This is a genomic window from Pseudomonas mandelii, from assembly GCF_024138395.1.
GTDB classification, from domain to species: Bacteria; Pseudomonadota; Gammaproteobacteria; order Pseudomonadales; family Pseudomonadaceae; genus Aquipseudomonas; species Aquipseudomonas mandelii_E.
Map to the genome: position 1 here is coordinate 54,351 of NZ_JAMYDU010000002.1, position 22,019 is coordinate 76,369.

Annotated in this window: 17 protein-coding genes; 9 read left to right on the forward strand and 8 right to left on the reverse strand. The window is 58.6% G+C overall.

The window, feature by feature from the left end; genetic code table 11:
- Positions 1-14 precede the first annotated feature (14 nt).
- The 4 genes from fmt (at position 15) to NHU87_RS03645 (ending at position 4,127) form a co-directional block, all read left to right on the forward strand.
- Positions 15-974, forward strand: coding sequence for a methionyl-tRNA formyltransferase (gene fmt, locus NHU87_RS03630; protein ID WP_253545731.1), 960 nt, complete (start codon positions 15-17; stop codon positions 972-974).
- The gene (gene rsmB, locus NHU87_RS03635; protein WP_253545733.1) at positions 971-2,281 is read left to right on the forward strand and encodes a 16S rRNA (cytosine(967)-C(5))-methyltransferase RsmB; all 1,311 of its coding nucleotides are present in this window, start codon (positions 971-973) and stop codon (positions 2,279-2,281) included. Before fmt ends, rsmB begins: the two co-directional genes overlap by 4 nt.
- A gap of 22 nt (positions 2,282-2,303) precedes the next feature.
- Entirely contained in the window at positions 2,304-3,677 is a 1,374-nt protein-coding gene (gene trkA / locus NHU87_RS03640) for a Trk system potassium transporter TrkA (RefSeq protein WP_253545735.1), read from the forward strand.
- 132 nt (positions 3,678-3,809) lie between these two features.
- Positions 3,810-4,127 (forward strand): tetratricopeptide repeat protein, encoded by a 318-nt coding sequence (locus NHU87_RS03645; protein ID WP_253545750.1) that lies wholly within the window; start codon positions 3,810-3,812, stop codon positions 4,125-4,127.
- A 140-nt stretch (positions 4,128-4,267) separates the two neighbouring features.
- Here the strand turns inward: NHU87_RS03645 and NHU87_RS03650 are convergent, their stop codons facing one another.
- Both NHU87_RS03650 and tag read right to left on the reverse strand, forming a co-directional pair.
- The gene (locus NHU87_RS03650) at positions 4,268-5,155 is read right to left on the reverse strand and encodes a lysophospholipid acyltransferase (protein ID WP_253545753.1); all 888 of its coding nucleotides are present in this window, start codon (positions 5,153-5,155) and stop codon (positions 4,268-4,270) included.
- A 40-nt stretch (positions 5,156-5,195) separates the two neighbouring features.
- Entirely contained in the window at positions 5,196-5,753 is a 558-nt protein-coding gene (tag, locus tag NHU87_RS03655) for a DNA-3-methyladenine glycosylase I (protein WP_253545755.1), read from the reverse strand.
- 81 nt (positions 5,754-5,834) lie between these two features.
- Between tag and glyQ the strand changes: the two genes are divergently transcribed.
- The 4 genes from glyQ to NHU87_RS03675 all read left to right on the forward strand — a co-directional run bounded on the left by glyQ (position 5,835) and on the right by NHU87_RS03675 (position 10,244).
- The gene (gene glyQ / locus NHU87_RS03660; RefSeq protein ID WP_003213601.1) at positions 5,835-6,788 is read left to right on the forward strand and encodes a glycine--tRNA ligase subunit alpha; all 954 of its coding nucleotides are present in this window, start codon (positions 5,835-5,837) and stop codon (positions 6,786-6,788) included.
- On the forward strand, positions 6,785-8,839 hold the full coding sequence (glyS, locus tag NHU87_RS03665) for a glycine--tRNA ligase subunit beta (protein WP_253545757.1): 2,055 nt from the start codon (positions 6,785-6,787) through the stop codon (positions 8,837-8,839). Before glyQ ends, glyS begins: the two co-directional genes overlap by 4 nt.
- A 4-nt stretch (positions 8,840-8,843) precedes the next feature.
- Positions 8,844-9,383: a D-glycero-beta-D-manno-heptose 1,7-bisphosphate 7-phosphatase gene (gene gmhB, locus NHU87_RS03670; RefSeq protein WP_177409434.1), complete on the forward strand. Its 540-nt coding sequence runs from the start codon at positions 8,844-8,846 to the stop codon at positions 9,381-9,383.
- Positions 9,384-9,464: 81 nt separating this feature from the next.
- A complete protein-coding gene (locus NHU87_RS03675) occupies positions 9,465-10,244 on the forward strand; it encodes a lysophospholipid acyltransferase family protein (RefSeq protein ID WP_253545759.1) in 780 nt (259 codons plus the stop codon).
- A 181-nt stretch (positions 10,245-10,425) separates the two neighbouring features.
- On the opposite strand, the gene NHU87_RS03680 is transcribed toward NHU87_RS03675, so the two are convergent.
- Entirely contained in the window at positions 10,426-12,738 is a 2,313-nt protein-coding gene (locus NHU87_RS03680; RefSeq protein ID WP_253545761.1) for a CHASE2 domain-containing protein, read from the reverse strand.
- Between the two features lie 18 nt (positions 12,739-12,756).
- On the reverse strand, positions 12,757-13,686 hold the full coding sequence (locus tag NHU87_RS03685; RefSeq protein ID WP_253545763.1) for a FecR family protein: 930 nt from the start codon (positions 13,684-13,686) through the stop codon (positions 12,757-12,759).
- A gap of 833 nt (positions 13,687-14,519) precedes the next feature.
- On the opposite strand from NHU87_RS03685, the gene NHU87_RS03690 reads away from it, so the two are divergent.
- Positions 14,520-15,239 carry a response regulator transcription factor gene (locus NHU87_RS03690; protein ID WP_253545765.1) on the forward strand — a complete coding sequence of 240 codons (720 nt, stop codon included), beginning with the start codon at positions 14,520-14,522 and terminating at the stop codon, positions 15,237-15,239.
- Positions 15,240-15,312: 73 nt separating this feature from the next.
- Here NHU87_RS03690 and gyrB read toward each other — a convergent pair whose 3' ends face one another.
- The 4 genes from gyrB to dnaA are packed head-to-tail and all read right to left on the reverse strand — an operon-like array spanning position 15,313 to position 21,523.
- Positions 15,313-17,730 (reverse strand): DNA topoisomerase (ATP-hydrolyzing) subunit B, encoded by a 2,418-nt coding sequence (gene gyrB / locus NHU87_RS03695; RefSeq protein ID WP_253545767.1) that lies wholly within the window; start codon positions 17,728-17,730, stop codon positions 15,313-15,315.
- A 5-nt stretch (positions 17,731-17,735) separates the two neighbouring features.
- Complete coding sequence (recF, locus tag NHU87_RS03700; RefSeq protein WP_008007898.1) at positions 17,736-18,839, reverse strand: DNA replication/repair protein RecF; 1,104 nt, start codon at positions 18,837-18,839, stop codon at positions 17,736-17,738.
- Between the two features lie 20 nt (positions 18,840-18,859).
- On the reverse strand, positions 18,860-19,963 hold the full coding sequence (gene dnaN / locus NHU87_RS03705) for a DNA polymerase III subunit beta (protein ID WP_007903001.1): 1,104 nt from the start codon (positions 19,961-19,963) through the stop codon (positions 18,860-18,862).
- Positions 19,964-20,002: 39 nt separating this feature from the next.
- Positions 20,003-21,523: a chromosomal replication initiator protein DnaA gene (gene dnaA, locus NHU87_RS03710; protein ID WP_008007897.1), complete on the reverse strand. Its 1,521-nt coding sequence runs from the start codon at positions 21,521-21,523 to the stop codon at positions 20,003-20,005.
- Positions 21,524-22,019 lie beyond the last annotated feature (496 nt).

Sequence of the window (22,019 nt, forward strand, 5' to 3'; positions counted from 1 at the left end):
AATTGAGAGCTTTCATGACTGAGCCACTGCGCATTGTCTTTGCCGGTACCCCGGAATTCGCCGCCGAACACCTCAAGGCCCTGCTCGACAGTCCTTACGAGATCGTTGCGGTCTACACCCAACCGGACCGTCCGGCGGGCCGTGGGCAGAAGCTGATGCCGAGCCCGGTCAAGCAGTTGGCTCTGGAGCACAACATCCAGGTGTTGCAACCGCCAACCCTGCGCAACGAAGACGCTCAGGCTGAACTCGCCGCACTGAAACCGGACTTGCTGGTGGTGGTCGCCTACGGCCTGATCCTGCCGCAAGTGGTGCTGGATATTCCGCGTCTGGGTTGCATCAACAGCCACGCCTCATTGCTGCCACGCTGGCGCGGTGCGGCGCCGATCCAGCGCGCCGTTGAAGCGGGCGACAGCGAAAGTGGCGTGACCGTGATGCGCATGGAACTGGGTCTGGATACCGGGCCGATGCTGCTGAAAGTCACCACGCCGATCAGCGCCGAAGACACCGGCGGCAGCCTCCACGATCGCCTCGCGGAGATGGGCCCACCGGCCGTGGTGCAGGCGATTGCCGGCCTGGCTGCAGGCACTCTGGAAGGCGAAGTGCAGGACGATAGCCTCGCCACCTACGCACACAAATTGAACAAGGACGAAGCACGCATCGACTGGCGTCGCCCGGCAGTTGAGCTGGAGCGTCTGGTTCGCGCCTTCAATCCCTGGCCGATCACCCACAGCACGCTGAACAGCGAAGCGCTGAAAGTATTGGCTGCAAGCGTGGCCGAAGGGCAGGGCGCACCGGGGGAAATCCTCAGCGCCAGCAAGGACGGTTTGATGGTCGCCTGCGGTGAACAGGCACTATGCCTGACTCGTCTGCAATTGCCCGGTGGCAAGGCGCTGAACTTCAGCGACTTGTTCAACAGCCGTCGTGAGAAATTCGCCGTCGGTACCGTTCTTGGTCAAACGGCGGATGCTCAATGAATCCACGTCTGGCCGCAGCCAAGGCATTGGCCGCTGTTCTTAACGGAAAAGCCTCACTCAACAGTTCTCTGCCGACGCAAATGGACAAGGTCGAAGACCGTGATCGCGGCTTCACCCAGGACTTGGCGTTCGGCACGGCTCGCTGGCAGCCACGTTTGTCGGCGCTCGCGGCCAAGTTGCTGCAAAAGCCGTTCAAAGCGGCTGATGCTGATGTCGAGGCACTGTTGCTGGTCGGCCTCTACCAACTGCTCTACACCCGGGTTCCGGCCCATGCCGCCATCGGCGAAACCGTCGGTTGCGCCGACAAACTGAAAAAGCCGTGGGCCAAAGCCTTGCTCAACGCCGTGTTGCGCCGCGCCCAACGGGAAAGCGAAGCGCTGCTGGCCGAGCTGGAACACGACCCGGTGGTGCGCACCGCTCACCCACGCTGGCTGCAAAAATCCCTCAAAGCCTTCTGGCCTGAGCAGTGGGAAGCCATTTGCGCGGCAAACAACGCTCACCCGCCGATGATTTTGCGGGTCAACCGTCGCCATCACACCCGCGATGCTTATCTCGGGTTGCTGACTGAAGCGGGCATCGCTGCCACCCCGTGTGTTTACAGCCGGGACGGCATCATCCTCGACGCCGCCGCCGACGTGCGCAGCCTGCCGGGTTTCGTCGAAGGCTGGATCAGCGTGCAGGACGAAGCCGCGCAACTGGCCGCCGATCTGCTGGACCTGGCGCCGGGCCAGCGGGTGCTGGACGCCTGCTGCGCACCGGGCGGCAAGACCTGCCACATCCTTGAGGCCGAGCCTGAACTGGCCGGCGTGGTAGCGGTGGATCTGGAAGCCAAGCGTCTGGTGCGGGTGCGGGAAAACCTTGCCCGCCTGGGCCTGAGCGCCGTACTGATCGCCGCCGACGGCCGCGACACCGCGACCTGGTGGGACGGCAAACCGTTCCAGCGCATTTTGCTGGACGCCCCGTGCTCGGCCACCGGGGTGATTCGTCGTCACCCGGACATCAAACTGACCCGTCAACCCGATGACATCGCCGCGCTGGCGGTGCTTCAGAGCGAGCTGCTTGATGCCCTGTGGATAACGTTGGAAGTGGGCGGCATTCTGCTTTACGCCACCTGCTCCACGCTGCCGACCGAGAACACCGAAGTCATCGAAGCGTTTCTCGCTCGCACACCGGGTGCCCGTGAACTCGACATCGCCAGTCAGGCCGGCATCAAGCAGCCCCATGGTCGTCAGTTGCTGGCCCAGGAAGGCGGCCATGACGGGTTCTACTACGCCAAGCTGATCAAGATTGCCGCCGCGCGCGGTTAACCGGTTTTAAAGGAGTGACTGGATGAAAATCATCATCCTCGGCGCAGGGCAGGTCGGCGGTTCGCTGGCAGAACACCTGGCCAGCGAAGCCAACGACATCACCGTGGTCGACACCGATGGCGAACGCCTGCGCGACCTCGGCGATCGGCTGGACATCCGCACCGTGCAGGGCCGCGGTTCGCTGCCAACGGTACTGCGTCAGGCCGGCGCGGACGACGCCGACATGTTGGTTGCAGTGACCAACAGTGACGAAACCAACATGGTGGCCTGTCAGGTCGCTCACACCTTGTTCCACACGCCCACCAAGATCGCCCGGGTCCGCGAAGCCGCGTACCTGACCCGCGCCGAACTGTTCGATAACGAAGCGATTCCGGTCGACGTGCTGATCAGTCCGGAACAAGTCGTTACCAACTACATCAAGCGCCTGATCCAGCATCCGGGTGCGTTGCAGGTCATCGACTTCGCCGAAGGCAAAGCACAGCTGGTGGCAGTGAAAGCCTATTACGGTGGTCCGCTGGTGGGTCAGCAACTGCGACAGCTGCGCGAACACATGCCGAACGTCGAAACCCGCGTTGCGGCGATTTTCCGTCGTGACCGGCCGATCCTGCCCCAGGGCGATACGGTGATCGAGGCCGACGACGAAGTATTTTTCATCGCCGCCAAAGCGAATATTCGCGCGGTGATGAGCGAAATGCGCCGTCTCGACGAGAGCTATAAACGCATCGTCATCGCTGGCGGCGGGCAGATTGGCGAGCGTTTGGCCGAGGCCATCGAAAGCCGCTATCAGGTGAAGATCATCGAGATGAACCCGGCCCGCTGCCGCCATCTCTCGGATACCCTCGACAGCACCGTGGTGTTGCAGGGCAGTGCCTCCGACCGCGACTTGTTGATGGAAGAGAACATCGCCGACGCCGACATCTTCCTGGCGCTGACCAACGATGACGAAGCCAACATCATGTCGTCGCTGCTCGCCAAGCGCCTGGGCGCGAAGAAGGTGATGACGATCATCAACAACCCGGCCTATGTCGACCTGATCCAGGGCGGCGACATCGACATCGCCATCAGCCCGCAATTGGCGACCATCGGCACCTTGCTGGCCCACGTGCGGCGCGGCGATATCGTCAGCGTGCACTCATTGCGTCGAGGTGCGGCGGAAGCCATCGAAGCCATCGCCCACGGTGATGAGAAGTCGAGCAAGGTAATCGGTAAAGCCATCGAAAACATCGGCCTGCCGCCGGGGACCACCATCGGCGCGATCATCCGCGACGAAGAAGTGATCATCGCCCACGACGACACAGTGATCGAAGCGGGCGACCATGTGATTCTGTTCCTTGTGGATAAAAAGCATATTCGGGATGTGGAAAAGCTGTTTCATGTGGGGTTGAGCTTCTTCTGATCCGGCATTTTCAGCGGCTGGACGGGCCTCTTCGCGGGCAAGCCTCGCTCCTACAATGGATCACGCATGACCCGTAGGAGCGAGGCTTGCCCGCGAAGGCGATCTCGAACTCACCCAAAACCAAAGGTGCCATTGATGATCGAATCCCTGGAAAAAATGCTCGCCAAGGGTGTGGATAACTCGCTGCTGCGCTTCGGCCTGGGCAAGGGTTATCTGGATCTGGGTGAAAATGCCAAAGCCGCAGAGCATTTCCAGCGCTGCGTCGAGTTCGATCCGAAGTATTCGGCGGCCTGGAAGCTATTGGGCAAGGCGCATCTGGCGTTGGCGGACTACGCGGCGGCTCGTCAGGCTTGGGAACAGGGCCTGGAAGCCGCCCGCGCCCATGGAGACAAGCAGGCCGAGAAGGAGATGACGGTGTTTCTGAAAAAGCTTGAGCGTCAGGCGCACTGATCAAGATCAAAAGATCGCAGCCTTCGGCAGCTCCTACAAAGGCTCGGCGTACACCCCCGTAGGAGCTGCCGCAGGCTGCGATCTTTTGATTTTACTATCGCAGCCTGCGGTCAGCTCCTACGAGGTTATCCACAGCAGCCTCAATACCAGCGTTCTTCACCCGGTGGACGCTTCTTGAAGCGTTTCATGCTCCACATGTACTGGCTCGGATAAGCCCGCACATAGCGCTCGACGACCTGGCTCATCGCCGCGCAGGAGGTTTCGGTATCGGTGCTGTACATGGCCTCCGGCGCGGCTTCGAGGATCACTTTGTAACCCGAACCGTCCGACAGCCGCAGGGCATGCAGGAACACGCCGACCGCTTTGCCGCCGGCCAGCATGTTCGGGACGAATTTACTGGTCAGGGCCTGAGTGGCGAAGAACGGCACGAAGATCCCGGCGGATTCGGCCGGTTCCGGGTCAGCCGGAATGCCCACGGCACCACCTTTGCGCACTTCCTTGATCACGCTGAGGATGCCTTCCTTGGTGGAAGCCGCAACCCGGTTACCCAGTTGCACCCGCTGTTTGCGCAACAAGTCATCCACCGCCTTGAGCTTGGGCGGACGGTAGAAAATGATCGGTTTGCACTGGTTGCAATAGAAGTGGTTCAACACTTCCCAGTTGCCCAGGTGGCTGGTGATGCCGACCACGCCTTTGCCGGAGGCGAGGGCGTCTTTAAGCACATCGAGACCTTCGACTTCACGCACCAGGTCAATGGAACGCTGGGCCGGCCAGATCCACGCGCAAGCGCTCTCGGTCAGGGACTTGCCAATGTCTTTCAGGCTCTGGCCCACCAGACGCTCGCGTTCGGCCGGGTCCATTTGTGGGAAACACTTGGCGAGGTTGATCCGCACTACGTCGCGGGAACGGTTGGGGGTTTTCCACATGATCCAGCCAATCGCTGAACCCACCGCCTGCACTGCCCGCCAAGGAAGCAGTGCAAACAACCGCAGAGCGCCTACCAGCAAGGCGCCTTTCAACTTATCCACAGGTCACTCCTGATCTTGTGCTGTGCGCGAGGCGGCTATTCTAACCGCCGTTCGCCAAGGTGGCGTAGCGATCGCAATCCCGAGTGTGGTCCATGACCATGCCCGAGGCCTGCATCAACGCGTAACAAATGGTCGGGCCGACGAACGTGAAGCCGGCTTTTTTCAGGCCTTTGCTCATCTCGATAGCGATCGGTGTCACGGCCGGCACTTCACTGCGATCCTTGAAATGATTGATCACAGGCGTTCCGCCGACGAACGACCAGAGAAACCCCACCGGATCCTCCAGCGCCAGCCAGGCCTGGGCATTGCGCCGGGCGGCATTGAGTTTGAGGCGATTGCGGATGATCCCCGGATCGAGCATCAATTCATCGATTTCCACATCGCTCATCTGCGCCACGCGTTGTACGTCGAAGCCAAACAGCACCTCGCGATAACGCTTTCGTTTGCGCAACACGGTGATCCAGGAAAGCCCGGCCTGGAACCCTTCGAGCAAAAGCAACTCGAACAAACCCTGCGCATCGCGTAGCGGCGTGCCCCACTCCTGATCGTGATAAGCCATGTACAGCGGATCTTCGGTACACCAAAAGCAGCGTGGCATAAGGCTCCAGGGGGCGTGCGCAGGACCGAATCGGGTATACTCCCGCTCTTTAAATCGCAGCCCAAGAAACAGGTGAATTTCGTGAGCCAGCCTACGCCAGCCGTGCGTACCTTCCAAGACTTGATCCTCGCCCTCCAGCAATACTGGGCCGAGCAAGGTTGTGTGGTACTTCAGCCCTACGATATGGAAGTAGGCGCCGGCACTTTCCACACTGCCACATTTCTGCGCGCCATTGGCCCGGAAACCTGGAACGCCGCTTATGTGCAGCCCAGTCGTCGCCCGACTGACGGCCGCTACGGCGAAAACCCGAACCGTCTGCAGCACTACTACCAGTTCCAGGTAGTCCTGAAGCCGAACCCGGACAACTTCCAGGAACTGTACCTGGGCTCCCTCAAGCACGTGGGCCTCGACCCGCTGGTGCACGACATCCGCTTCGTCGAAGACAACTGGGAGTCGCCAACGCTGGGCGCCTGGGGTCTGGGCTGGGAAGTCTGGCTCAACGGCATGGAAGTGACGCAGTTCACTTACTTCCAGCAAGCGGGCGGCATCGAGTGCTACCCGGTGACCGGCGAGATCACTTACGGTCTGGAACGTCTGGCCATGTACCTGCAAGGCGTGGACTCGGTCTACGACCTGGTCTGGGCTGACGGTCCGTTCGGCAAGGTGACCTACGGCGACGTGTTCCACCAGAACGAAGTGGAGCAGTCGACCTACAACTTCGAACACGCCAACGTCGAGAAGCTGTTCGAGTTGTTCGACTTCTACGAAAGCGAAGCCAAGCGCCTGATCGAACTCGACCAGCCGTTGCCGTTGCCGAGCTACGAAATGGTGTTGAAGGCTTCCCACACCTTCAACCTGCTGGATGCGCGCCGGGCGATCTCGGTAACTGCGCGTCAGCAATACATTCTGCGTGTACGCACCCTGGCGCGTTCCGTTGCGCAAGCCTACCTGCTGGCTCGCGCCAAGCTGGGCTTCCCGATGGCGACCCCGGACCTGCGTGACGAAGTATTGGCCAAGCTGGAGGCTGCACAATGAGTGCTCAAGATTTTCTGGTTGAACTGGGCACCGAAGAACTGCCACCCAAAGCCCTAAACACCTTGGCCGATGCGTTTCTGGCCGGTATCGACAAAGGCCTGCAAGCTGCCGGCCTGAACTACGAAACCAAAACCGTCTACGCCGCGCCACGTCGTCTGGCCGTGCTGATTACCGCGCTGGCGACCCAGCAGCCGGATCGCAGCATCAACCTCGACGGCCCGCCGCGTCAGGCCGCGTTCGATACCGAAGGCAACCCGACTCAAGCAGCCCTGGGCTTCGCCAAGAAGTGCGGCGTCGACCTGAGCGAAATCGATCAGAGCGGCCCGAAGCTGCGCTACAGCCAAAGCATCGCCGGCAAGCCGACCGCGAGCCTGATGCCAACCATCGTCGAAGATTCCCTGAACGACCTGCCAATCCCCAAGCGCATGCGCTGGGGTGCTCGCAAAGAAGAATTCGTTCGCCCGACCCAGTGGCTGGTGATGCTGCTCGGTGACCACGTCATCGACTGCACCATCCTCGCGCAAAAGTCCGGCCGCGATTCCCGTGGTCACCGCTTCCACCATCCTGAAAGCGTGCGCATCACCTCGCCGGCCAACTACCTGAGCGATTTGCGTGCTGCCTATGTGCTGGCCGACGCCAACGAGCGTCGCGAGCTGATCAGCAAGCGCACTGAAGAACTGGCGACGCAGCAGGAAGGGACGGCCATCGTGCCGCCAAGCCTGCTCGACGAAGTGACTGCGCTGGTTGAATGGCCGGTGCCGCTGGTGTGCTCGTTCGAAGAACGTTTCCTCGACGTGCCGCAAGAAGCGCTGATCACCACCATGCAGGACAACCAGAAGTATTTCTGCCTGCTGGATGCCGACGGCAAGTTGCTGCCACGTTTCATTACCGTGGCCAACATCGAAAGCAAAGACCCGCAACAGATCATCGCCGGTAACGAGAAAGTGGTTCGTCCACGCCTGACCGACGCCGAGTTCTTCTTCAAGCAAGACAAGAAGCAAAAGCTCGAAGACTTCAACCTGCGTCTGCAGAACGTGGTGTTCCAGGAAAAACTCGGCAGCGTCTACGACAAGGCCGAGCGCGTTTCCAGACTCGCCGGGTTCATCGCGCAACGCATTGGCGGCAACGCAGCATGGGCTTCCCGTGCGGGCCTGCTGTCCAAGTGCGACCTGGCGACCGAGATGGTCGGCGAGTTCCCGGAGATGCAAGGTGTCGCCGGTTACTACTACGCCCTCAACGACGGCGAGCCGGAAGAAGTCGCACTGGCGCTGAACGAGCAGTACATGCCGCGCGGTGCCGGCGCTGAACTGCCGACCACCCTCACCGGTGCGGCCGTGGCCATCGCCGACAAGCTCGACACGCTGGTGGGTATCTTCGGTATCGGCATGCTGCCAACCGGGAGCAAAGACCCGTATGCACTGCGCCGTGCAGCGCTGGGCGTATTGCGCATCCTGATCGACAAGAAGCTCGACCTCGACTTGAACGACGCCGTGGCGTTTGCCGTGAATGCGTTCGGTACCAAGGTCAAGGCTGCCGGCCTGAATGACTCGGTGCTGGAATTCATCTTCGACCGTCTGCGTGCACGTTATGAAGACGAAGGCGTTGATGTCGGGACTTACCTGTCTGTCCGTGCCCTGAAGCCGGGTTCTGCGCTGGACTTCGATCAGCGTGTACAAGCGGTAGAAGCGTTCCGCAAATTGCCGGAAGCCGCAGCCCTGGCCGCTGTGAACAAGCGCGTTTCGAACTTGCTGAGCAAGGTCGAAGGCTCTGTTCCTTCGGTCGTTGAAGCCAAGTACTTCGACAACGCCAACGAGTTCTCCCTGTATTCGGCGATCCAGCAGGCTGACCAGGCTGTTCAGCCAATGGCCGCTGCGCGTCAGTACAGCGAAACGCTGGCCCGTCTGGCCGCCTTGCGCGAGCCGGTGGATGCGTTCTTCGAAGCGGTGATGGTCAACGCCGAAGATGCCAAGGTGCGAGCCAACCGCTATGCGCTGCTGGCACGTCTGCGTGGGTTGTTCCTCGGCGTCGCCGACATTTCGCTGCTGGGCTAAGGGGCTGCTGTTGAAACTGCTGATTCTCGATCGGGACGGAGTGATCAATTACGACTCCGATGCGTACATCAAGTCGGTGGAGGAGTGGATTCCGCTCCCCGGTTCGATCGAAGCGATCGCGCAGTTGAGCAAGGCCGGCTGGACGGTGGCCGTCGCTACCAACCAGTCGGGCATCGCTCGCGGCTATTACGACATCGCGACCCTGGATGCCATGCACGCTCGTTTGCGCGAGCTGGTGGCGGAGCAGGGTGGCGAAGTCGGGCTGATCGTCTATTGCCCGCATGGGCCAGACGATGGCTGCGATTGCCGCAAGCCAAAACCCGGGATGTTGAAAACCATCGCCGCGCATTACAACGTTTCGCTGACGAATCTATGGTTCGTCGGCGATACTCTCGGTGACTTGGAAGCCGCCAGAGCCGTCGACTCTCAGCCAGTTTTGGTAAAGACCGGTAAAGGCGAAAAGACGCAGGGCTTGACCCTACCGGCGGGCACTTTGATTTTTGACGATCTGGCGGCGATTGCCGCGGAACTTATCCACAACTAAGGCTCTTCTGACATCCTGGCCAAGGACTGATCGGGAGTGCGCTTGAATAGGCGGGCAATGCCCGCAACGGTAAATGTCGCCATGTCGATACTGCAGGCCATCAGAACTTTCCTCTTTTACCTGCTGCTGGGCACCAGCTCTTTGCTCTGGTGCACCCTGAGCTTTTTTATCGCGCCGTTTTTGCCATTCAAGGCGCGCTATCGCTTTATCAATGTGTACTGGTGCCGCTGCGCCTTGTGGCTGAGCAAAGTCTTTCTGGGTATCCGTTACGAAGTGAAGGGTGCCGAGAACGTGCCTGACCAGCCCTGCGTGATTCAGTCGAACCACCAGAGCACTTGGGAGACATTCTTTCTCTCGGCCTATTTCTCGCCTTTAAGCCAGGTGCTCAAGCGCGAACTGCTCTACGTTCCATTCTTCGGCTGGGCCATGGCCATGCTGCGACCGATCGCCATCGACCGTGGTAACCCGAAAGCTGCGCTCAAGCATGTGGCGAAGAAGGGCGATGAACTGCTCAAGGACAATGTCTGGGTACTGATTTTCCCGGAAGGGACTCGCGTTCCTTACGGCACCATTGGCAAGTTCTCCCGCGGTGGCACCGCGTTGGCCGTCAATGCGTCATTACCGGTGCTGCCGATTGCGCACAATGCCGGCAAGTTCTGGCCAAAAACCGGTTGGGCAAAGAAGCAAGGCGTGATCACCGTGATCATTGGTGCGCCGATGTACGCCGAGGGTAGCGGGCCGCGAGCCATTGCCGACCTGAATGATCGGGTGCAAGCCTGGAACGAACGGATGCAGCGCGAAATGGGTTCGCTGCCAGCCGCGCCGGCGGCACCCAACGCCACCGATCAAGTGACTGTCTGAGATTCTGTGGATAACCTGTGTACCGTTTTGTTGAAAAACGTCGTTTTTAGTTCTTAAGCTTATGATTTTCATACATATTTCTTAAGAACATAAAACATCGGAAAAGGTGCATAAGTTTATTTCTGACGTAAAAAACCGGCTGATATAGCCGGTTTTTTTATGCCCGCTGAAATCTTCTGGCTCACTCGCTCAATAGCGGTAACTGGACACTGAACGTCGTGCCTTGCCCCACCACGCTGTGACAGGAAATCCTCCCGCCATGACGATCCACCACGGCCTTGACCATGGACAAACCCAGCCCCAGACCATCGCTGCCATGAGCCGAGGCAAAACGCCGATACTGACTGAACAATTCGGGAAGTTCATCGACAGCAATCCCTCGCCCCTGATCGGCGATTTCACACATCAACCAGCCTTCGGCATAACTCACCCGCACCGATATCTGCGACCCTGCCGGACTGTACTTGATGGAGTTTTCCAACAGGTTGAACAGTGCCCGTGTCAGTAGCGATTGATCGGCCAGGACCAGCGCTTCAGCATCTTCGTCGAGGTCATGCAGCAACTGAATGTTCTTCAGATGAGCGATGCTCGAGGCCTGGTCGAACGTATCGAGCAACAACATCGCGAACATACTCGGCTGAAACTGATAGGCCTCGGACTCGGCTTTTGCCAACTGCACAAAAGCCTCGGTCAGGTTCAGCGCCTTGCGCACTTGCAACTCGATCTGGCTGAACACTTGAGTGTCTCCGGACACCTGATGCCGCTGAACATCGAGCAAGGCCAGAATCGCAGAGTGAGGAGCTCTGAGGTCATGAGACAAAAAGCGCAGCAGTACGGCTCGCTGTTCCTCGGCGTCGCGCTCGACGCTCAAGTCAGTGAGGCTCAGTAGCCAGCCAATCACGGAGTCGCCCTCGGCCGGCAACAGCGGTGCCAGGTCCAGACGCAGACTGCGTGCCTGAGTGTCACGAAACTCCAGCGGCTCCAGGGTCGACAACGCAGATGGCATTCCGTTGGACGGCACCGGGTAACCCAGGTCGCTCAGTTGCTCGAGCATGTCCTCGCCCACCAGACCACGGCAAAACACTTCTCGAGCCTTGCGGTTGGCCAACAGAATACATCCGTTCGGATCGCTGATCAGCGTCGCCACCGGCAGGTATTCAAGTCCATCGGCAATGAAGCGCCGGGTGTCGCGGGTCCGGCTCATGGCCTGCTCCAGCGCGACGATTTGCCCTTGCAGCACATCACCGGCCGGGGCCTGGGTGCGACGACGTTCGGGAAAGACTTTTGGCTCGCTGTCCAGGCGCGCCAGTTCCCAGCCGAAATAGGCAAGCACCGCGTTCAGCCGTCGCCAGTTCCAGATCAGATACCCCAGCAAAATACCCACCAAGCTCGCAGCCGGGGACCACCACCAGCCAAGCCGCAACAGTACACCCGAGCCCAGCAGAGCGGCCGCCATTGCACCTAGGGTCAGCCATAGCGCGCGACGCGGACGCACCAACAGCAGGCCCAGCAACTCGCCGACAATTACCACCGATAGCAACGCCGCCAAGCGCTGATCAAGAACCACAATGTTGCGCTTTTGTAGCAGTCCGTTGAGGATATTCGCCTGAATCTCGATGCCCGGTGTGGTGCCGATGCTGGCCGATTGCGGTGTCACGTAGCGGTCGCCCAGGCCTGCAGCGGTCGAGCCGATCAGGATCAAGCGATCGCGCAGCAACTCCGGTGGGACTTCACCGCGCAATACGCTGACGTAGGGCACAGTGGGAAAGCCCGCGTCGGAGTGGATGAAAGGAATCCGTATTTCATGGGCTCGCTGCCAGCCTTGCACTGATGGCAGGGCCGGGGTACCCGGCATTGGTACATTTCCCTTATCGGCGAGGGTTTCTTCGTACAGCAGCCAGGCCAGTTGCGGGCGTGTTTTTTGCGTCGGGCCTTCGCTTAAATACACGCTGCGCACGATCCCATCGGCGTCCGCTTCGGCATTGATGTGCCCCACACCTTTAGCACAATGGTGCAGCGGATCCACCGGTTCAATTTCCCCCAAGGGCTGACCATAACGCGCGACATCTTCGCGCAGCAGCGGCACGAAAACATTACCGGCTCGGCAGGCCGCCTGGGCTAAAAGCTGATCGTTCTCGGGTTGGCTATCAGGTTCACTGAAAATCACGTCGAATAGAACGCCTTTAACGTTCGCGGCGCTGAGCCGATCCAGCAGTCGGGCGTGCGTGGCCCGCGACCACGGCCATTGGCCAAGCTGCTGCAAGCTGTAGTCGTCGATCGTTACGAGCAGTATTCGGGGGTCCACCGGCAGCGGGCTTAGCCGGCGAAGGTTGTCATACAGCAAATTGCTCAAGATCAGGCCCTGGCTCATGGACAGCATCGCCGTCAGCGGCAACAGGATCAGACAGACCCACAGCCACTCGCGGACCATCCGCCGAAACAATCGCTGAGCCTGGGTCGGCTCGCGGTCATCCTTCCTTGGCCAGTTCTTCATTGGTCATCGGCCAAAGCGCTATTGGACACGAGTGGTCCTGGGGTAATAGAAAATGTCATACACCCCGGTCTCTCCCTCTAACCCCTGAGCGTCATACGCCGAAAGGCGAACATGGTAGAAAAACGCTTTCAGCCCGCTGAACTTGACCTCTGGCGTGCTGGAAAACTGCTCTTGCTTGATGTCCAGAAAGGCTGCGTCGGTGGCCACTTGCGCCCGATAACGCGTGGCCCCTTCGATGGGTTTCATGATCAATTGCCAGACAGGCACATTACCCGTCTGACCGGCCTGCCCCAACAAACGTGGGGCGGGTAACAAGTCGATTGGCGTCAACATGCCTTGTTTCTGAATACGCAAACCCTGACGGCCCATGACCTGGACCTCGTCAGCTTCAGCGTTCTGAATCCGTTTGGCAGCCGACCGGGCAGGGCGGGCGCCCGACGTTTCCTGATCACGATTGACCGCCACTTGTCCGTTCAAAACTTCAAGCAGTGCCTGGCCACCCTCATCGTTGCGCACCCGAAAATGCGTGCCCCGCACGCCCAGTACACCGACCGGCGTGACGATCTGAAAGCGATCATGGTCGCTGGCACGCTTGATCACATACGACTCAACCTGGCCCTGCTCAAGAATCACTCGAGGGATCGATTGCTCTTCATTGAGATGCAGGGTGATATGGGAACTGGAGGGCAGCACCATCCGCGAGCCATCACCCAGGGACAGGCTGACAAACGCCGAGGGTGAGGTTTGGACGCCTTCTTGCTCGTCAATCGACATACCTTCCTGCAATGGCGTCTGCTTACCTTTGGCATCCAGCTTCCAGGCTTCGCCGGTCAGATGCTCGACAGTCGCCGGCAGCGGTTGACCACGGCATTGTTGGTTTTCATCGATATAAGGCAGGCGTTTTGCCGAGACGACAGCCGCGGATGCACTTTGGATGAACAATCCCATCAGGCCAGCAAGCAGTAAAAGACAGACGCCAGAACGGCGTGGGAGCATTAAGGTCATGGGGTTCATGGATTGGCTTTTATGCTCTTATGAAAATCATGCCGGATAACGCACACAAGTATTGGAGGCACGATACCTGACTGGACGCTCTGGCAGATAGCCATGGGAGCAAAGGACATGAAAGATGACACATCCCTGTGTCGGGGCCGAGCAGGCACTCCGTGTGTTTTCCCCTGAACTGGAGACCGCCGAAAACCGGCGATCGACGGTCTTGCCAGGTTGGCTTGACGCTCCCTGCGTCGGAGCACATCCCAATGCCCCTGTGCCGCTCAGCGACAACGAATTTACCGGCATAAGTAATCTTGCGAAGTAATTCTGAATATTTGTTCAGAATTGGCCGAGGGCTAAAACACCCAGCGTTGTTGTGCAGAGCGGATCGGCAAGGCGTCTGTAGGCGATTGCACAGGAGCAAACCCAAGCGAATCACCCAGAACCGTATTGGCCCCTGTTGAATCGAAGTACCGCGTGACTGAGTAATCCTGGTCGACGGCTGGAATCGACTGGCGCGTCGTGCATCCCAGCCCGAGGACAGCCGCCAACATCAACGTCGCCAGCCTTGTGAACCCATTAGAAAGAATCCTTGGACGCATTTTTCCACCGTCCCTCTTGAGTATTGTGCCGATGATTCATCGCCTACCGGCGAAGTGACATCAGCGTAGCCATACTTGGGAACTTCGCAGCAATTCACCACAATTGTTCAGATTCAATCAAACAGCCTAAACTCCCGTAGGAATTTTCTTAAACTTTGCACTTTCGAGATGAAGGAAACACTCGGCATGCGTGTCGCAATACTGGATGACGAACCTGCCGAACTCCGCCGGGTGGAACAGACACTGCGACAGATCCCCTTAAGGGGAGAGCAGGCGTGGACGTTGCACAGCTTCGAGCGGGGAGAGGACTTGCTACGGCAACTTCGACGGGAGACTTTCGACCTGCTGATCCTCGATTGGCAACTACCCGATATCAGCGGCCTGGCGTTGTTGCGCTGGACCCGTGAACACATGGACGTGCCACCAGCCGCGATCATGCTCACCAGTCGCGATACCGAAAGCGATATCGTCCAGGCCTTGAACGCCGGAGCCGACGATTACGTGAGCAAACCGTTTCGTCCCAACGAGCTGATGGCCCGGGTCAGCGCGGTGCTTCGTCGGCATGGGCTGCAACGCGCGGCAGCCACCGAAATACTGACCTTCAATGACCTCGAATTCGACGACGCCGAACTCACCGTCACCCGTGCCTCCACCCCCATCAGTCTGACCGAACGGGAATACCGTCTTGCCCGTTGCCTGTTCGCCAATCTGGGCCGACCTTTGTCCCGTGAATATTTGTATGAGCGCTTTTGGACTCATGAAGAAATAGTCTCTTCCCGCCCGCTGGACACTCATATTTATCGCCTGCGCAACAAGCTGGGCCTGACGGCTGATCGCGGTTGGCAACTGCTGACGATTTACGGGTATGGGTATCGGCTTGAGAGCGTGGCCACCGCTAGCGCATGACGACCTTTTCGCCGATCAATAAAAAAGGCCAACGCTAAGCGTTGGCCTTTTTCGTTTTAGCGGTCCTGCCGGATCAGAAGTCCAGGTTGGAAACCGCCAAGGCGTTGCTTTCGATGAAGTCACGACGAGGTTCGACCGCATCACCCATCAGGGTATTGAAGATCTGGTCTGCGCCAATGGCGTCTTCGATGGTCACTTTGAGCATCCGGCGCTGGCTCGGGTCCATGGTGGTTTCCCACAGCTGATCCGGGTTCATTTCGCCCAGACCCTTGTATCGCTGGATGGTGTGACGCTTGGTGCTTTCAGCCATCAGCCATTCAAGTGCTTCCTTGAATTCGGTGACCGGCTTCTTGCGCTCACCGCGCTGGATGTACGCGCCGTCGTCCAGCAAGGTGCTCAATTGGGCGCCCAACGACACAACAGTCTTGTAATCGTTACTGCCGAAGAAATCGCGGTTGAAGGTGATGTAGTTCGACAGGCCGTGGGAGATCAGTTCGACCTCTGGCAGCCAGACGTTACGTTCACGGTCTTCACGCAGGCTGGCTTTGTAAACCAGGCCGGACTTCTCGACGGTGCGCAGGCGAACTTCGAACTGAGCCATCCAATCCTGCATCGCTGCGTGATCGGATAGTTGCTCCATGCTCACCGCTGGCAGGTAGATGAAGTGCTCGGTCAGTTCCTGCGGATACAGGCGCGACAGACGCTTGAGGGTCTTCATTACCAGACGGAAGTCATTCACCAGACGCTCAAGCGCTTCGCCGGAGATACCCGGGGCTTCTTCGTTCAGGTGCAGGCTCGCATCTTCCAGGGCCGACTGCGTCATGTACTCTTCCATGGCGTCGTCATCTTTGATGTATTGCTCTTGCTTGCCTTTCTTGACCTTGTACAGCGGCGGCTGAGCGATGTAGATGTAACCGCGCTCGATCAACTCCGGCAACTGACGGAAGAAGAAGGTCAGCAACAGGGTACGGATGTGCGAACCGTCGACGTCAGCATCGGTCATGATGATGATGTTGTGATAACGCAGCTTGTCGATGTTGTACTCGTCGCGGCCAATGCCGCAGCCCAGCGCGGTGATCAAGGTGCCCACTTCTTGCGAAGAGATCATCTTGTCGAAGCGTGCCTTCTCGACGTTCAGGATCTTGCCCTTGAGCGGCAGGATGGCCTGGGTGCGACGGTTGCGTCCCTGCTTGGCGGAGCCGCCAGCAGAGTCACCTTCCACGAGGTACAGTTCGGAGAGGGCAGGGTCTTTTTCCTGACAGTCAGCCAGTTTGCCCGGCAGGCCGGCGATGTCCAACGCGCCTTTACGGCGGGTCATCTCACGAGCCTTACGTGCCGCTTCACGCGCACGCGCCGCGTCGATCATCTTGCCGACGACCAGTTTGGCTTCGTTCGGGTTCTCCAGCAGGAAGTCGGAGAAGTACTTGCCCATTTCCTGTTCGACCGCGGTCTTCACTTCGGAAGACACCAGCTTGTCTTTGGTCTGGGAGCTGAACTTCGGATCCGGCACTTTTACCGAAATGATCGCGGTCAGGCCTTCACGGGCATCGTCACCGGTGGTGGCAACTTTGTGCTTCTTCGCCAGACCTTCAGCTTCGATGTAGGTGTTCAGGTTACGCGTCAGTGCGGAACGGAAACCCACCAGGTGAGTACCGCCATCGCGCTGTGGAATATTGTTGGTGAAGCACAACAGGTTCTCGTTGAAGCTGTCGTTCCACTGCAAGGCGATTTCAACGCCGATGCCGTCTTCACGCTGAATGTTGAAGTGGAACACCTGGTTGACCGGAGTCTTGTTGGTGTTCAGGTATTCAACGAACGCGCGCAGACCACCTTCGTACTTGAACAGCTCTTCCTTGCCGCTGCGCTCGTCCTTGAGGACGATGCCGACACCGGAGTTGAGGAAGGACAGTTCACGAATCCGCTTGGCCAGGATGTCCCAGCTGAAGTGGATGTTCTTGAAAGTCTGATCGGACGGTTTGAAATGGATCTGCGTACCGGTGGTTTCGCTCTCGCCAACGATTTTCATCGGCTCTTTCGGAACACCGTGGATGTAGGTCTGTTCCCAGATCTTGCCACTGCGACGCACCGTGAGAACAAGCTCCTCGGACAGGGCGTTTACAACCGAAACACCTACACCGTGCAGGCCGCCGGATACCTTGTAGGAGTTGTCGTCGAACTTACCGCCGGCGTGCAGCACGGTCATGATGACCTCGGCCGCCGAGACGCCTTCTTCTTTGTGCACGTCTACCGGGATGCCACGACCGTTGTCGCGAACGGTGATGGATTCGTCCGGGTGGATGATGATGCTGATGTCGTCGCAATGGCCGGCCAAAGCTTCGTCGATCGAGTTATCGACCACCTCGAACACCATGTGGTGCAGACCACTGCCATCGTCAGTGTCACCAATGTACATACCGGGACGTTTGCGTACGGCATCCAGGCCTTTCAGCACTTTAATGCTCGTTGAGTCGTACGTATTTTCTTCGCTCAATGCCTTCACTCCCGATGGTCGTGGGTCTGGGTGATACGGCCCTGTTCCACGTGGAACAGGGCGACTGGCGTTTCCGTCTGCCAGCCTTCCCTCAATAATTCGTGATCTACACAGGTAATAAAAACCTGGCAGCGTAAGTCTTCCAGCAAGCGGCAAAGCGCGCGACGGTGGTGCTCGTCCAGTTCGGACGGCAGGTCATCCACCAGATAAATACACTGGCCGCGACGGGCCTGGCTAACCAAGTGCCCTTGGGCGATCCGCAATGCACAGACCACCAACTTCTGCTGACCACGAGACAAGATGTCCGCGGCGTTATGTGCGCCCAATCTAAGACGCAAATCAGCGCGTTGTGGTCCGGCCTGGGTATGACCCATTTGCTGATCCCGCTGAAGGGACCCGGCGAGCACTGCACTCAACTCCCGGTCTTTATCCCAACCTCGGTAATAGCTGAGCGTTAAGCCCTCAAGCTCAACCAGTTCGCTCAAGGTCTGTTCAAAGACTGGTTTCAAGGCTTTGATGTAAGCGCGGCGGTATTCATCTATTTCAGCGCTGGCCTGGCACAGTTCCCTGTCCCAAACCGCTTGCGAAACGGCGTCAAGTGTACCATGTCGCAGCCAAGAGTTTCTCTGGCGCAAGGCCTTCTGCAAGCGCTGCCACGTGGACATGAATCGGGGTTCCACGTGGAACACACCCCAGTCGAGAAACTGTCGGCGAATCTTCGGCGCGCCTTCAAGCAGGCGGAAACTGTCCGGGTTGATCAACTGCAGCGGCAGGATCTCCGCCAGTTGCGCTGCGCTTCGGGCGTTCTGACCGTCGATGCGGATCTGGAACTCACCCTGACGGTCGCGAGATATCCCCAAGGCACTGTGTCCACCCTCGGCCAATTCGACCTGGCCAAATACCGTGCATGCCAATTGCTCGTATTGAATGACGGGTAACAGACGGCTACTACGAAACGAACGGGCAAGCCCCAGCAGATGAATGGCTTCCAGAACACTGGTTTTGCCGCTGCCGTTGGCACCGTAAAGAATGTTTATGCGGGGGGAGGGGGAGAAGGTCACCGGGTGCAGATTGCGCACCGCGGTGACCGAGACGCGACTTAAGGACATCTAGGTTCTGCTGAACATAATTACAGACGCATCGGCATGACAACGTAGGCCGAGTCGTCGTTGTCGGACTCTTGCACCAGCGCACTGCTGTTGGAGTCGGACAGGATCAAGCGAACCTGCTCGGTGGTCATCACGCCCAGTACGTCGAGTAGATAGCTCACGTTGAAGCCGATTTCCAGAGAGCCGCCGTTGTATTCAACACCCACTTCTTCTTCCGCTTCCTCCTGCTCCGGGTTGTTCGCCTGGATCTTCAGCTGACCATTGGCCAGTTGCAGACGGATGCCACGGTACTTCTCGTTGGACAGAATCGCGGTACGGCTGAACGCTTCACGCAGTGCCTGGCGATCGCCGAGTACTAGCTTGTCGCCGCCTTTAGGCAGAACACGCTCGTAGTCAGGGAATTTACCGTCGACCAGTTTCGAGGTGAAGGTGAACTCGCCGGTGGTGGCACGAATGTGGTGCTGGCCCAGCACAATGCTGACATTGCCGTCCGGTTCAGTCAGCAGACGCGCCAGTTCCAGAATGCCTTTGCGCGGCACGATGACCTGATGACGATCCGGTTGACCGATATCGGCCTGCATCGAACACATCGCCAGACGGTGACCGTCGGTGGCCACGGCGCGGATGATCCCGGCCGAGACTTCCAGCAGCATGCCGTTGAGGTAGTAACGAACGTCCTGCTGCGCCATGGCGAAGCTGGTGCGTTCGATCAAACGACGCAGTTTGCTTTGCTCAAGGCTGCAGGTCAGCGAGCCTGGGCCTTCTTCCACCGTCGGGAAGTCATTGGCCGGCAGGGTCGACAAGGTGAAGCGGCTACGGCCGGCCTTCACCACGAGCTTCTGCTCGTCGACCTTGATGTCGATCAGCGCATCGTTCGGCAGGCTCTTGCAGATGTCCATCAGCTTGCGCGCAGGCACAGTGATGGAGCCCGGGTCCGCAGGCTCTTCGAGTTGCACACGACCGACCAGTTCGACTTCCAGGTCGGTGCCGGTCAGCGACAATTGCTGGCCTTCGACAACCAGCAGCACGTTGGAGAGCACCGGCAAGGTCTGTCGGCGCTCGACGACGCCTGCGACCAGTTGCAGGGGTTTCAACAGGGCTTCGCGTTGAATGGTGAAATGCATGGTCTAGTCCCTTGCCTTAATAAGCTGCGCTGGTGTTCATCAAGTAGTCAGTGTACGCAGCAGGTTCTTATAGTCCTCGCGGATGTCCGCGTCGGATTCCTTAAGCTCGTTGATCTTGCGGCAGGCGTGCAAAACAGTCGTGTGGTCGCGGCCACCAAACACATCGCCGATTTCCGGCAGGCTGTGGTTGGTCAATTCCTTGGACAACGCCATGGCGACCTGACGCGGACGTGCCACCGAGCGTGAACGACGCTTGGACAGCAGGTCGGAGATCTTGATCTTGTAATACTCGGCGACGGTGCGCTGAATGTTATCCACAGAGACCAGTTTGTCTTGCAGCGCCAACAAGTCTTTCAGGGATTCGCGAATCAACTCGATGGTGATATCGCGGCCCATGAAGTGCGAGTGGGCGATCACGCGTTTGAGCGCGCCTTCCAGCTCACGTACGTTGGAGCGAATGCGCTGGGCAATGAAGAACGCCGCGTCGTGTGGCAGATCGACTTTGGCCTGATCGGCCTTTTTCATCAGGATCGCCACACGGGTTTCCAGCTCCGGCGGCTCGACGGCAACCGTCAGGCCCCAGCCGAAACGTGACTTCAGGCGTTCTTCAAGGCCTTCGATTTCTTTCGGATAGCGGTCACTGGTAAGAATGACCTGCTGGCCACCTTCAAGCAGGGCGTTGAAGGTGTGGAAAAACTCTTCCTGGGAGCGTTCCTTGCGGGCGAAGAACTGAATGTCATCGATCAGCAACGCATCCACCGAGCGGTAGAAGCGCTTGAACTCGTTGATTGCATTCAGCTGCAAGGCCTTGACCATGTCCGCAACGAAACGCTCGGAATGCAGGTACACAACCTTGGCATTCGGATTCTTCTTTAATAGGTGGTTACCCACAGCGTGCATCAAGTGGGTTTTACCCAAACCGACACCGCCATAAAGGAAGAGCGGGTTGTAGCCATGCTTGGGATTGTCCGCCACCTGCCAGGCCGCAGCCCGCGCCAGTTGGTTGGACTTGCCTTCGACGAAGTTCTCGAAGGTAAAGGTGCGGTTCAGGTAGCTGGTGTGCTTGAGCGCGCCTTCGACCTGCACCGTGCGCTGTTCGGAGCGAACCGGGGCCTGTTGCGAACTGGCGCCGGCCATTGGATCGAAGCTGTCACGGGACGGCTCTTCACTGACTTCAGCAACCTTTTGTGTCGCACGTTTGGTCGATGCAGCTGCCGGGGCTGGCGCCGGAGCGCTGACAGGCGCTTGAGCGGCCTGAGCCTGGGATGCCGCGGCGGCCAATGGGGCATTAGGTGCCGCACGCGGTGCCGAACTGCGTTTGCTGCCTATTAATAAGGAGAGCGCCGGCGCCAGGCCGTTGCCATGCTCATCCAGCAGTTCAAGGACGCGACCCAGGTACTTTTCATTGACCCAGTCGAGAACAAAACGATTCGGCGCGTAAACACGCAGCTCGTCGCCTTCGGCTTCGACCTGTAGTGGACGGATCCAAGTGTTGAATTGTTGGGCAGGCAGCTCATCGCGCAAAAGCTCTACGCACTGCTGCCAAAGTTCCACTGACACGGATATCCCCTAAGTTGAAAGCCGGTGAGGCCAAAACAAGCGGTCATTGTAGCGACCAGTCGTCCACTTATCCACATGCAGGTTGCGCACAGCACATGATTTATCAATGCGTTAACCCTCGAAAAGAAGACCAACGGTATGTGCATAAGCTCTGTGGATAACCACCCATGAGGGCACTGGACAAGTGGGGGCCAAACTCGGTGGATAACCTGCCTGTGGATAACTGGCCTTTCCACACACAGCTTATCCGATAGCGCAGCACAGGCTGACCACCGTTTTCCACCGTAGTTGTCATTCCCTGTACATCACGGTTTAGAAGGGCTAAAGGTAGTTATCCACAGACGAACGCGGCCCTAGCTTTTATAAGCTTTACAGAAAAGCTTTAAATAATTCCCTTCTTTATTTCTATATCTAGCGGACGACCTTCGGCGAGCAAATCGTCTGGAGATCTATTTATAAGGAAACGCTGGTTGGAAATTGACCTAGAGGCTTGCTT

Bases quoted from the DNA above. Each gene is read 5' to 3' on its own strand.
- fmt (WP_253545731.1), top strand. From the start codon at position 15: ATGACTGAGCCACTGCGCATTGTCTTTGCCGGTACCCCGGAATTCGCC.
- rsmB (WP_253545733.1), top strand. From the start codon at position 971: ATGAATCCACGTCTGGCCGCAGCCAAGGCATTGGCCGCTGTTCTTAAC.
- trkA (WP_253545735.1), top strand. From the start codon at position 2,304: ATGAAAATCATCATCCTCGGCGCAGGGCAGGTCGGCGGTTCGCTGGCA.
- tag (WP_253545755.1), bottom strand. From the start codon at position 5,753: ATGCCACGCTGCTTTTGGTGTACCGAAGATCCGCTGTACATGGCTTAT.
- glyS (WP_253545757.1), top strand. From the start codon at position 6,785: ATGAGTGCTCAAGATTTTCTGGTTGAACTGGGCACCGAAGAACTGCCA.
- NHU87_RS03675 (WP_253545759.1), top strand. From the start codon at position 9,465: ATGTCGATACTGCAGGCCATCAGAACTTTCCTCTTTTACCTGCTGCTG.
- NHU87_RS03680 (WP_253545761.1), bottom strand. From the start codon at position 12,738: ATGAAGAACTGGCCAAGGAAGGATGACCGCGAGCCGACCCAGGCTCAG.
- NHU87_RS03685 (WP_253545763.1), bottom strand. From the start codon at position 13,686: ATGGGATTGTTCATCCAAAGTGCATCCGCGGCTGTCGTCTCGGCAAAA.
- NHU87_RS03690 (WP_253545765.1), top strand. From the start codon at position 14,520: ATGCGTGTCGCAATACTGGATGACGAACCTGCCGAACTCCGCCGGGTG.
- recF (WP_008007898.1), bottom strand. From the start codon at position 18,839: ATGTCCTTAAGTCGCGTCTCGGTCACCGCGGTGCGCAATCTGCACCCG.
- dnaN (WP_007903001.1), bottom strand. From the start codon at position 19,963: ATGCATTTCACCATTCAACGCGAAGCCCTGTTGAAACCCCTGCAACTG.